This is a genomic window from Psychrobacter sp. SHUES1 (genome assembly GCF_001652315.1).
Classification (GTDB): Bacteria; Pseudomonadota; Gammaproteobacteria; order Pseudomonadales; family Moraxellaceae; genus Psychrobacter; species Psychrobacter faecalis.
The window spans coordinates 33,126-44,724 of sequence record NZ_LXWA01000014.1; the positions used below are offsets into that span (position 1 = coordinate 33,126).

Consider the following 11,599-nt stretch of genomic DNA (forward strand, 5'->3'; position numbering starts at 1 on the left):
AGATTCCTGAGACTTATTGGAAACTTATCGTCGTCCAGCCTGACGCTGAAATTAACGCCATCGCTGACAACTTAAGTAAAAATCTGATCAACTGGATTGCCCTCGCGCTACTTATCACCGCGGGTTTGATTTACTTTATGCTCACTTATTTAGCGTTTAAACCATTAAAAGAAACCACCGATAAAATCTCGCAAGCGGAAAACCTGATTAACGATAAGCAATACAATAAGCTAAGCGAGGTTAAATTCGCCGAAGGTCGCAACGAGATTGGGCTGGTAAACGGCTCTATTAATGACCTCCTAGACCGTATCCAATCTAACGAAGGTAAGCTTGCCAATATCAACCAGCAGCTAGAGATTAAAGTTGAAGAGCGTACCGCTGAGCTACAAGAGACGCTAAAAGAGCTGAAAAACTCTCAGCTGCAATTGATTCGTTCAGAAAAAATGGCAACGTTAGGTCAAATGGTCGCAGGTGTTGCTCATGAGGTTAATACGCCATTGTCTTATGTGCAAAACAACCTAGAAATTATCGGTCAGTTGACTGAGCAATACGAAGAGCTGATTGAGTTGGTACAAGGGTTAAAAGCCGTTAAAACTGACGCCGCTACTGATGGCAAAATTGACAAACTATTGGCTGATATCGTCCGTGCGTCGGATGAAATCCAAGAAGATGATTTGTCCACTGAGCTTAAAGAGCTGATTAAAGACTCTCTCTTTGGCGTCGAGCAAATCACCGAGATGGTACTAAACTTACGTAACTTTGCCCGTCTTGATGAGTCAAAAGTGAAAACCATCGATGTGCGCGAATGTATCGAAGCGTCATTGAAAATCGCTGGCAACTCTATCAGACATCAAGAAATTGTCACTGATTTTGCGCCGAACCCTGAGATTAAATGCTCGCCGTCACAGATTAACCAAGTCTTGGTGAACTTGCTTAATAACGCCGCGCAAGCCATGGGCGAAAAACCGGATGGCAAAATCGAAGTGCGCACGCGTTCTGATGAGCGCAATGTCTATATCGATGTCAGCGACAATGGTAAAGGCATGAGCGCCGAGGTGCTTAACCAAATCTTTGAACCGTTCTTTACCACCAAAGGCGCGGGCGAAGGAACCGGTCTTGGGATGGCCATCAGTCAGCAGATTATGGAGCAGCATAATGGCGACATTAAAGCGGTCTCAACCGAAGGCGTTGGCACCACCTTTACCTTAACGCTACCGATTTATAATGATTTAACCGAACAAAGCCTAGCAGCGTAAGCGCTAGGTTCTGTTGTTCGTTTTGTTGTGAGCTCAATTGCTATTTTAATGATTATATAAAGCTATAGCACTATTATTCATCATAAGGATATCATCATGAATGAATTTGACCATGAAATGGAAACCTCTGGCGCTGAGCTAGGGTCTGAAGCGAAACCGAAGTTGGCGTTTATCGACGATGAGCAACGTATTTTACGTTCGATGAAACTGCTGTTTCGTAAAACGCATGACGTGTTTATCACCACCGACCCGACTGAGTATATCGACTATATCAAAAATAACCATGTACACGTGGCGGTCAGCGACCAACGTATGCCTGAGCGCGTGGGTGTCGATATCTTGCGTGAAGTCAAAGAAGTGTCGCCATCTACCATGCGGATTTTATTGACCGGTTATGCTGATTTGAACGCCATTATTGGCTCTATTAACGATGGTGAGATTTATCGTTATTTGACCAAACCTTGTAAATCTGAGGAGCTACTTGCGGTCGTCGGTCGCGCCACCGAAATCGCGTTGACTTATAATCCAGATGAGGACGCGGAGCAATTCGACAGTTCTGGTAAAAAGCAGACACTGTTGGTCATCGATGAAACCGACGAGCTAATTGAACAAATAAGCAAGCAGTTCTCGCATAGCTATAGAGTCCTGCACGCTGAAGGCTTGGAAGAAGCTTACGATTATTTGGCCAATGAAGATATCGGCGTGTGTATTACCGACATCAATGTCAGCGGCGAAAACATCGCGCCGATTATCTTCACCTTAAAACAAGATGCGCCGCACTTGGTGGTCTTGGTACAGACGGAATTTCAGGATGCGGGCTTGCTCATTGATTTGATTAATAAAGGTCAGGTTTATCGCTGCTTACCTAAGCCCATGCGTGCCAGCCTACTTGAGATTAGCGTCAACCGTGCTTTCCAGCATCATGCAAAACTCAAAGCCAGCCCTGAGTTGGTTAAGCGTTATGAAGTGGAGCACGACCCTGAAAACGATGTACGTATTGATTTAAGCAGTCGCGTACGTAGTCTGATTGGCAAATTGCGCAAGCGTTTTTCTTTATAAAACGAAAAACGATATAAGCACAAGAACTCCTGTCGCATAAAATAAAACCTCTATTTCAATTGAAGTAGAGGTTTTTTACTGCACGCTTTTCGATAAGGTTTTTGACGCGTTTTTTGACTAAGCCCGGCAACGTGCTACATTAAGCCAATAACTCTATCAGCCTATTTAAAATGCAAGACCATTTAAAACGTCATCTATTTAAAATATCATCTATTTAAAATAACAATGAGATAAGGAAACATCATGCAAGCGGTTTTTTTAGACAAGGGTACTTTTTCTGACAATGTCGACTTACCAGCACCTGCTGGCGTGACTGACTACATTACTTACGACGATACACCTCAAGAGCTGATTATTGAGCGCTGTCAAGATGCCGATATTATCTTTGCCAATAAAGTCCAAATCAATGCTGACGTCATTGCCAATCTGTCCAAACTTAAGCTTATCCAACTGACCGCCACAGGTATGAATAACGTCGATCAAAATGCCTGTGCTAAGCACAATGTTGCGCTATATAACGTCGCTGGTTACGCGGTCAAAAGCGTGCCCGAGCATACCTTTATGCTGATGCTAACGGCCATGCGCGCAGGCATTCATTATCATGAAAAAGTTGCGGACGGTACGTGGCAAGATGATGGTAATTTCTGCTTGCTCGATATTCCGCTGATAGATTTGGAAGAGAAGACGCTTGGTATTATTGGTGTTGGCACTATTGGTAAACGCGTCACCGACATCGCCCGCGCTTTTGGCATGACAGTATTGTGGGCGGAGCATCAAGGGCGTACGCCGCGTAATGAGGATTATACGGCGTTCGATGAGGTACTGGCGCAGTCTGATGTACTGAGCTTACATTGCCCATTAAATGAGCAAACCAAGCACTTAATTAATAAAGACACCTTAGCGAAAATGGCTAAACAGCCACTGATTGTCAATGTCGCTCGTGGCGGTATTGTCGATAGCCAAGCGCTGACCGATGCCATTAATAACGAGCAAATTATTGGTTATGCCACCGATGTATTTGAGCAAGAGCCGATTGTCAAAGACGACCCTTTATTAACCCTTGCTAAGCATCCGCGGGTGATATTTAGTCCGCATAACGCCTGGGGCAGTAAAAGCGCGCAAGAAACCTTGTGGCAAATCTTAAGCAAACAAGTCTCAGAATTTATCGATAAGCATGAGAAGACAACCACTAATAACACTTAACGACTAAAATTTAACCAATCGTCCTTTATTTTGCGGTATTTAAGCATCACGCGGTCACTCAGATAATTATTGGTGACCCGCCAAGGATAAATATCGCCTTGTTTCGGTAATTGGTGTTGCGCGCGCTGCACATAGCCTGCCGATAGCGCGCCCATGACCGTATCTGGCTGCGCATGCGCCTCGCTATGCGCAGTTTTTGCTTGTGACACTGCCACCTGATAACCGTGCTTATGCATATGGTTGAGAAGCCGCAGCACATACTGACAAGCCAAATCGATTTTGAGCGTCCACGACGCATTGGTATAACCAAATAGCGCCACCATATTTGGCACGCCTTCAACCATCACCGCCTTATACGTCATGCGTTTGCCAATATCAATTGCCTGTCCATCGATATATAGTTTCGCGCCGCCAAGCATTTGCAGCTTTAGCCCCGTTGCGGTCACAACAATATCAGCGTCAAGGTGTTTGCCAGAGTCAAGCATGATGCCAGTTTTGGTAAAGTGGCTGATTTGATCAGTCACGACGGCAGCGCGCTTGCCATGTAATGCCTTAAACAAATCGCTGTCTGGCACAGCACAAAGTCGCTCATCCCACGGATTATAAGTAGGCATAAAATGCGCAATATCAACTCCGCTGCCCTTTAACTCGGTTTTAACGCCACGTTTTAATAAGGCTTTTATCACCTTCGGCGCAAAAACCGCTGCTCGATACGTCCCTTGTTGCATCAACACATTACGCGCGCGCAGTAGCTTATAAGCTTGCGTTTTTGATAACGGCGAAAATTTACCTGCCAGCCAATCAAGCGCATAATCATCGCCCGGTACACTTGCTACATAGGTCGGCGAGCGTTGTAGCATAGTAACGTGCTGCGCGCATTGCTCGCCCGCTTCATCGACCATGGCAGGCAATAGCGTCATCGCCGTCGCCCCACTACCAATTATGACGACTTTTTTATCGTCATAATTCACATTTTGCCAATGCTGCGGATGAATGATTTCACCTTGGAAATCTGCTTCGTTTTCAAAAATAGGACGATAACCTTGCTCATAATCATAGTAGCCTGTAGCACCGACGACAAACTTTGCCGTTAAGGCAAATACCTCGCCACTTACATGGTTTTTTACCGTTGCCGTCCACTGTTGGTTATGGCTTGACCAAGACAGTTGCTGCACCTCATGCTGATAGCGGATATGTTCAGTGATACCAAAATCGCGCGCCGTATCAGCAATATAGTTTTTAATATCGCCGCCTTTTGCCAATACTCGATGGTTCAACCACGGACGAAAGCTATAGCCAAAGGTCAAAGCATCAGAGTCGGAACGAATACCAGGATACGTAAACAAATCCCACGTACCGCCCAAATCCGCGCGTTTTTCTAATACCATAAAGCGCTGGCTAGTTTTTTGCCGCTTTCTTGTTGCTCGCTGTTTTAAGCGACTCGAGCTTTTTTGCCCAAACAGCGCTTTATGCTTTTGCTGCTGCAATCGACATGCCATACCGATACCGGCAATACCAGCGCCGATGATAAGTACTTCACAATCGACGGGGATATTTGAGGCGGATGACCACGCTTTAGGTTTAAAGCGCTGCTTAAGTGCCTGTTTGGCGGCTGTTACATCAAGCATAATACGATCCTTGTTTTTGCATGATTGATTTAAAAATAGCTTATTAGAAAGGAGTTACTAAAAAGGGCATGGACTTTCCCAATCCATCCACGCACCAAGGGTCGGATGTTTAAGGCGCAATTGCTGAGCATGTAAATTAAGCCTCGGCGCAATCGTTAAGGCGTTACCTTCGGCATAAATTGGGTCGCCAATCATCACATGACCGACGTGCACCATATGCACGCGCAGCTGATGACTACGACCGGTCACGGGCTTTAACAGCACGCGAGTAACGGCTTGACCGTTGCATTCTTCATGCGCCAACACCTCATACAGTGTCAATGCATGCTTTGACCAATTATGGTCAACGATATGCCGTGGTTTGGTCGTAGGCTCATAGCGTACCGGCACTGATATCTCGCCTTTGGCACCGACGTTTTGCCACCGACCAAAGACGCGCGCTTGATAGCTTTTTTGCGGCAACCGGTCGATGAATTGCTTACTAATGTGACTTTGCGCGGCGGCATTTTTGGCAAAAATTAGTAGCCCTGAAGTATCCATATCTAGACGATGGATCAACTTTACCGCCGGATTGGCGCGCTCGAGTCGTGCCAACAAACTCACCTTAAGGCTTTTACCATCGACGCTTAACAGTCCGGCGGGCTTATCAACAACCCAAATGTCATCGTCTTCATAGACGGTAATGTCTTGGGCAAATTTTTGAAAAAACGCAAGAGGATAGGCATTTTCTTGAGCGTTTAAGGCATCTATTGCTTCATCGGTAAAAGGCATAAAAATGGGCTACTTGTATCAAAAGGTTGGTGGTTTAAAAATAGATTATTCTAATAAGGCTATAAATGATATCAGGGTTTAGAAATATTAACGGCGCTACACGGTAAACATGCTAGATGTAGAATAATGCCCGCACGAGATTAGGGTGACAGATAAAACATAACCTGTGTCATTATGTGTCGATTTATTGTGCTAATAGTAATTGTTAAACATTTTAACCCGCCTGCATCTGTCAACTTTGAGCAAACATGTTAATATAATGGCAGATTTTCACCACCTCCCAACCATTCTTTAACCACTCATCGCTCGAATATGACAGCCGTATTGTATGATGACTGGTGATAGAAATAATAAAACAAGAGAGATAAATTATGTCAGACCTTATTGTTAATACCACTGATGCAAACTTCGACCAAGACGTCCTACAATCTGATATGCCAGTGCTAGTAGACTTTTGGGCAACTTGGTGTGGTCCTTGTAAAGCCATCGCGCCTATTTTAGAAGATTTGGCGAGCGAGTACCAAGGTAAAGTTAAAATCGTTAAAGTCGACGTCGATAACAACCCGCAAGCAGCGAGCCGTTTTGGTATCCGCAACATCCCAACGCTATTTGTCTTTAAAGATGGCGAAAAAGTCGATTCAGTCATGGGCTTACAGCCAAAAGCTGAACTTGCTAAAGTATTAGATAAACATCTATAAGTACGATTAATAAATGCCAATTAATAATCGCTAAAAGGCGTTTGTTAAAAATAGCGATTCTAAAAAATGCGCTATGCTGTTTATAAAGTTCGTATTGAAAAAGCCATTATCTTTTTGAGCTAATGGCTTTTTTGCTGCTTTTCTGAGCAAAAAGCTGGATATTATAGCTTTTTTGGCAAAAATTATTGACAAGGCTGTCTTGAACGCCGTATAGTCTGCTGACAAGAGAAAACTAATCATTTTCCTAAGTGTCTTGTCGCTATTCTCCTCGTGTTTATCAACAAAAACACAATCGTCATTATAAAACACCACTACTGAACGCAATGACTAAACACAATTACTGATATTGAGTTTTTGACGCAGACTCTTATGTAGACTTCTTTATCTTCACTTTTTATAAACCTGCCTGACTGTCTTGCAAGGCGTTTATAAGCTGGCACGTAAAACAAACAAATCCTACATAAGCCCCAAGCCCTGTGTATATACCCTCTATCGCCCTACACCCTTTGTTTAACCCTTGTCGTGATTTGTGCTGATAATGGCATCTCTCATCTGATCAACTGCTAATGACCTATCTATGAATCTTACTGAACTAAAGAAAAAATCAATCGCTGAGCTACTGGCCATCGCCAAAGAAATGGGCCTTGATAATATGGCGCGTAGCCGTAAACAAGACATTATCTTTGCTATCTTAAAAACCCATGCCCGTAACGGCGAAGCCATCTACGGCGACGGCGTGCTTGAGGTACTTCCTGATGGTTTTGGCTTTTTACGCTCATCAGAGGGCTCTTATTTAGCAGGTCCTGACGACATATATGTCAGCCCCAGCCAAATTCGCCGTTTTAGTCTCAAGACGGGCGACAGTATCGCGGGCACAATTCGTCCGCCAAAGGATTCTGAGCGTTATTTCGCGCTACTAAAGGTTGGCGAAATCAACTTTGATACCCCAGATCGCTCGCGTCATAAGCTGATTTTTGAGAACTTAACGCCATTATTTCCAACTGAGCAATTAAAGCTAGAGCTTGGTAATGGCACCACTGAAGATTTGACTGGTCGTATCATCGACCTGATTGCCCCGATTGGTAAAGGACAGCGCTCGATTATCGTTGCACCGCCAAAAGCCGGTAAAACCATGCTCTTGCAATCTATTGCTCAGTCTATCACCCGTAATAATCCTGAATGCTACCTTATCGTCTTGCTCATTGATGAGCGTCCAGAAGAAGTAACCGAAATGGAGCGCACCGTGCGCGGCGAAGTCGTTGCCTCAACCTTTGATGAGCCACCGCAGCGTCATGTTCAAGTCGCCGAAATGGTCATCGAAAAAGCCAAACGTTTGGTCGAACATAAGCAAGACGTGGTCATTTTGCTTGATTCTATCACCCGTCTTGCCCGTGCTTACAACACCGTTATTCCATCATCGGGTAAAGTATTGACCGGTGGTTTGGATGCCAACGCGCTAGAACGTCCAAAACGCTTTTTTGGCGCGGCGCGTAACGTCGAAGAAGGCGGCAGCTTAACCATTATTGCCAGTGCCTTGATTGATACCGGTAGTAAAATGGACAGTGTTATCTTTGAAGAGTTTAAAGGCACGGGTAACCAAGAAATCACCCTTGAGCGTGACTTAGCCGAAAAACGCGTCTTCCCTGCGATTAATATCAAAAAATCTGGCACCCGCCGCGAAGAGCGCCTACTTGATGAAGATAAACTACGTAAAGTTTGGATATTGCGTAAACTGTTACAACCGATGGATGGTGTCCAAGCGACTGAGTTTTTGCTTGATCGTTTAAAAGAAGCCAAAACTAACGATGAATTCTTTGAGCAAATGAAACGTAAGTCACAAAACTAGACCGTTAGCTCGACTGCTAGATTAAAAAAGGCCACTTTATGTGGTCTTTCTAGTTTTGCAATTACGTAATTGCAAAAAACAGTTAGCGGACTATCATTATAAATACAATAACTATAAGCAAAACCCCTACCAATGATACAGCGAAGTAACATAATTTACCGTATATTTGCAAAGCTTAGCGTTTCTACTACGGCTTGATAGAGACAAACAAGCTATTATTAAAAGTAGTACAGACATATTTAGATACATCCTGTATATTGGATTTCAAACTTGATGACTTAATAGGTGATACCATGAAATTTGCTAAAACTTTTGCACTAACTGCGATTGCAAGCTCAGCTTTGATGATGGGCGGTTGTGCTAACAATGGTTATGGTTACAACAGTGGCTTGAGCAACACTGCTAAAGGCGCTACTGCTGGTGCAGCTGCTGGTGCTCTACTTAAAAGTGGCGGCAACAGTAAAGACATCGCTCGCGGTGCAATTGGTGGCGCAGCCATTGGCGGCGCAGGTGCTTATATCCTTGACCAAACTCGTTAATCACTATTCGTTAGCTATGATTAAATCATTATCTTAATTAAGATGATAGATTACATGAGTATTGAAAAAAGATAGCTGACTATTAAAAAGTTAGCAAGAAAAAAGCCTGCAATGGATTTGCAGGCTTTTTTACGTTTATAGGGTAAGCAATACCCAAATATTTTTATAACACAAAACGAACTCTATAACGCGCCGCTAAAAGTATCGCACGCTTGCACATTACCGCTCTCTAAACCACGGGTAAACCACTGCACGCGCTGTTGACTGGTGCCATGAGTAAAATTATCGGGTACCACAGCGCCGCCGCCGGCACGTGCTAAACGATCATCACCAATTTGACCAGCGGCATTGATGGCTTCATCAATATCGCCCGCTTCCAAGAACTGTACGCGCTCTTGATTGCGCTGCGCCCACACGCCTGCAAAACAATCGGCTTGTAACTCTTGCATGACAGACAGTTTGTTAGCCTGCGCGCGTGTCACTTGGCGACTGGCTTCATTGACTTGCTGAGTAATACCAAGCAAAGTCTGCACGTGGTGACCGACCTCATGAGAGATGACATAGGCTTGCGCAAAGTCTCCCGCTTTACCTTGATTTTCACTATCGCCTGAACCTTGTTCATCGCCAGTAATACCCAAACTTTGACGCATCTCTACAAAAAACGACGTATCCAAATATACCGTCTGATCGCCTGGGCAATAAAAAGGCCCTGTGGCGGCGCTGGCACTGCCGCAAGCTGAGGTGACCTGTCCATTAAATAAAATCAATGACGGCTCTTTATAAGTGCTCCCTGCCTCGTTAAATATCTGATGCCAAACTTCCTCTGTATCCGCCAATACGACTTTTACAAAGCGGGTATCACGGTCATCACTAGTGGCAGGTTGGGTAGAAGTATTGCCGCCACCCGTAATCACTTGCCCCGTTTGCAAGGCGGTCATCGGATTAACCCCAAACACCAGCCATAAAATACCAGCAATGATAATACCGCCGATACCGCCACCAATCATTTTGCCGCCGCCACTGGTGGTGCGCACATTCGAACTGCCACGTCTGTCTTGCCACTTCATAATGTTTCTCCTAAAAATCCAATAGCATGCCTATCACTATCGTAGTAAACCCTATTATTTGATTATTAACGTTATAAGATATATGACTCATTCCGTTGATTTTATATTCTAGCTTTCAACCATAATCGCTTCTATATTTTTGCTTTATTTTAATGTCAATTTTATTGATAAATAGCCTATCGATAATCTCAAAATACGCTTAAAATCATAAAAAAAATCCTTTTATCAAAAAAGTGCTAAAACGTCCTGATGTCATTGATTATACGTCGATTAATTTGGCTTGTTGTATTAAAAAGTATATTAAATGAGCAAGTTAAAAGTCGGTTTACAATTTTATTGTTACTTAATTGTACAACCTCTTTCCATGCAGAAAGAAATCATATAGAATGCGTGAAAGCTGAGTAGCTGTAATTAATACTAGTTGAATTCTGGGACATCTCGGATATTCAACCTTTTTTGCTGCTACTGATCATTTCATTTTTCCGGAGAAACCCTATGAAACTTAAATTACTTGCTCTAGCTGGTATCATGACTGCAACTATGGGCCTTACTGCCTGTGATAGCAACAAAGAAAACGCTGCTGAAGATTTATCTGACGCGCAAGAAGAAGTGCAAGACGCTTCTGAAGAACTAAACGAAGCTGCTGCTGAAGGCGAAGCGGTACCTGCAGAAGCTGACGCTGCTGTAGCTGATGCTGAAGCTGACATCGCTGATGCACAAGCGGCTACTGCTACTGACGAAGTTGATGCTGAAGTACCTGTAGACGGTACTACTACTAGCGTTGATGTAGCTAGCGAAACTCCAGCTGTTGACGCTGCTGACGAAGTTGTTGTTGAAGAACCAGCTCAGTAATTTTTATTTTTCATAATAAAAGTACTGCAGTAAAAAAGAGAGCCTATGCTCTCTTTTTTTGTGTCTACTATTTATGTTTTATAAAAAGTAGTATGATATAAAAGCGCCACATAAAAAATGATGGTTATCACAGTAATATATTCAATAGACTGTGATAACCATCATTTTCACTTACTGCCGAGATTATTATTAGTCAAATAAGCGCTCATCCACTTGTTGGCGAAACTTCTGTCCTGTTTTAAAGGTGACGACGCGGCGTGCTGACACGGCAACGGGCTCCCCTGTCTTCGGGTTACGTCCGGGACGGCTGTTTTTATCTTTAAGCTCAAAGTTGCCAAAGCCTGACAGCTTGACCTCTTTGCCATCAATCAAACTCTCTGACAACTCGTCAAAAAAATTCTCCACCAAACAGCGGCCTTCTTGGCGTGTCAGGTTAAGATGACTCATCAAATGCTCAATCATGTCAGATTTGGTTAAGGTGCTCACAGTACGACTCCTATGCTATGTCGTGATGTCGAATATCATGGTTTAGCGGTATGAGAATTAATGTTAGTTATTATAAAGGTTTTTTGTCATCTTTTTCATAAAGTCTGCATGAAAATCCTTTATTAATAACCACTTAACTTTTTTAAGGATGAAAATTTCTATCAGATAATCATTTTTATAAATAGCAAAACGCC

Annotated in this window: 11 protein-coding genes; 7 read left to right on the plus strand and 4 right to left on the minus strand. The window is 43.5% G+C overall.

The features are described 5' to 3' along the window. Positions 1 to 137: 137 nt before the first annotated feature. The 3 genes from A7325_RS13895 (at position 138) to A7325_RS00535 (ending at position 3,518) form a co-directional block, all read left to right on the plus strand. Entirely contained in the window at positions 138 to 1,256 is a 1,119-nt protein-coding gene (locus A7325_RS13895; protein WP_227514906.1) for a sensor histidine kinase, read from the plus strand. Positions 1,257 to 1,352: 96 nt separating this feature from the next. Next, positions 1,353 to 2,315: a response regulator gene (locus A7325_RS00530; protein WP_068403696.1), complete on the plus strand. Its 963-nt coding sequence runs from the start codon at positions 1,353 to 1,355 to the stop codon at positions 2,313 to 2,315. A gap of 243 nt (positions 2,316 to 2,558) precedes the next feature. Beyond that, a complete protein-coding gene (locus tag A7325_RS00535; protein WP_068403697.1) occupies positions 2,559 to 3,518 on the plus strand; it encodes a D-2-hydroxyacid dehydrogenase in 960 nt (319 codons plus the stop codon). On the opposite strand, the gene A7325_RS00540 is transcribed toward A7325_RS00535, so the two are convergent. Together A7325_RS00540 and A7325_RS00545 are read right to left on the minus strand one after the other, a co-directional pair. Further along, a complete protein-coding gene (locus tag A7325_RS00540) occupies positions 3,515 to 5,146 on the minus strand; it encodes a flavin-containing monooxygenase (protein WP_068403699.1) in 1,632 nt (543 codons plus the stop codon). The two genes, A7325_RS00535 and A7325_RS00540, sit on opposite strands and share 4 nt — an antisense overlap. Positions 5,147 to 5,203: 57 nt before the next feature. Next, complete coding sequence (locus tag A7325_RS00545; protein ID WP_068403701.1) at positions 5,204 to 5,917, minus strand: RluA family pseudouridine synthase; 714 nt, start codon at positions 5,915 to 5,917, stop codon at positions 5,204 to 5,206. A gap of 371 nt (positions 5,918 to 6,288) precedes the next feature. Between A7325_RS00545 and trxA the strand changes: the two genes are divergently transcribed. From trxA to A7325_RS00565, 3 genes are all read left to right on the plus strand, one after another. Continuing rightward, positions 6,289 to 6,615, plus strand: a complete 327-nt coding sequence (gene trxA / locus A7325_RS00550) for a thioredoxin (protein WP_068403703.1) — start codon at positions 6,289 to 6,291, stop codon at positions 6,613 to 6,615. Between the two features lie 577 nt (positions 6,616 to 7,192). Continuing rightward, entirely contained in the window at positions 7,193 to 8,461 is a 1,269-nt protein-coding gene (gene rho / locus A7325_RS00560; RefSeq protein WP_068403707.1) for a transcription termination factor Rho, read from the plus strand. A gap of 293 nt (positions 8,462 to 8,754) precedes the next feature. Next, positions 8,755 to 9,000, plus strand: a complete 246-nt coding sequence (locus A7325_RS00565; RefSeq protein ID WP_068403710.1) for a hypothetical protein — start codon at positions 8,755 to 8,757, stop codon at positions 8,998 to 9,000. 182 nt (positions 9,001 to 9,182) lie between these two features. On the opposite strand, the gene A7325_RS00570 is transcribed toward A7325_RS00565, so the two are convergent. Beyond that, on the minus strand, positions 9,183 to 10,085 hold the full coding sequence (locus A7325_RS00570) for a neutral zinc metallopeptidase (protein ID WP_227514907.1): 903 nt from the start codon (positions 10,083 to 10,085) through the stop codon (positions 9,183 to 9,185). A 477-nt stretch (positions 10,086 to 10,562) separates the two neighbouring features. On the opposite strand from A7325_RS00570, the gene A7325_RS00575 reads away from it, so the two are divergent. Next, positions 10,563 to 10,919: a hypothetical protein gene (locus tag A7325_RS00575; RefSeq protein ID WP_068403714.1), complete on the plus strand. Its 357-nt coding sequence runs from the start codon at positions 10,563 to 10,565 to the stop codon at positions 10,917 to 10,919. 189 nt (positions 10,920 to 11,108) lie between these two features. Here A7325_RS00575 and A7325_RS00580 read toward each other — a convergent pair whose 3' ends face one another. Beyond that, positions 11,109 to 11,405 (minus strand): integration host factor subunit alpha, encoded by a 297-nt coding sequence (locus A7325_RS00580; RefSeq protein WP_068403716.1) that lies wholly within the window; start codon positions 11,403 to 11,405, stop codon positions 11,109 to 11,111. Between the last annotated feature and the right edge of the window lie 194 nt (positions 11,406 to 11,599).

What these genes read in the sequence shown, in the direction of transcription:
- A7325_RS13895 (WP_227514906.1), top strand. Translation starts at nt 138, where the DNA reads ATGCTCACTTATTTAGCGTTTAAACCATTAAAAGAAACCACCGATAAA.
- A7325_RS00530 (WP_068403696.1), top strand. Translation starts at nt 1,353, where the DNA reads ATGAATGAATTTGACCATGAAATGGAAACCTCTGGCGCTGAGCTAGGG.
- A7325_RS00535 (WP_068403697.1), top strand. Translation starts at nt 2,559, where the DNA reads ATGCAAGCGGTTTTTTTAGACAAGGGTACTTTTTCTGACAATGTCGAC.
- A7325_RS00540 (WP_068403699.1), bottom strand. Translation starts at nt 5,146, where the DNA reads ATGCTTGATGTAACAGCCGCCAAACAGGCACTTAAGCAGCGCTTTAAA.
- A7325_RS00545 (WP_068403701.1), bottom strand. Translation starts at nt 5,917, where the DNA reads ATGCCTTTTACCGATGAAGCAATAGATGCCTTAAACGCTCAAGAAAAT.
- trxA (WP_068403703.1), top strand. Translation starts at nt 6,289, where the DNA reads ATGTCAGACCTTATTGTTAATACCACTGATGCAAACTTCGACCAAGAC.
- rho (WP_068403707.1), top strand. Translation starts at nt 7,193, where the DNA reads ATGAATCTTACTGAACTAAAGAAAAAATCAATCGCTGAGCTACTGGCC.
- A7325_RS00565 (WP_068403710.1), top strand. Translation starts at nt 8,755, where the DNA reads ATGAAATTTGCTAAAACTTTTGCACTAACTGCGATTGCAAGCTCAGCT.
- A7325_RS00575 (WP_068403714.1), top strand. Translation starts at nt 10,563, where the DNA reads ATGAAACTTAAATTACTTGCTCTAGCTGGTATCATGACTGCAACTATG.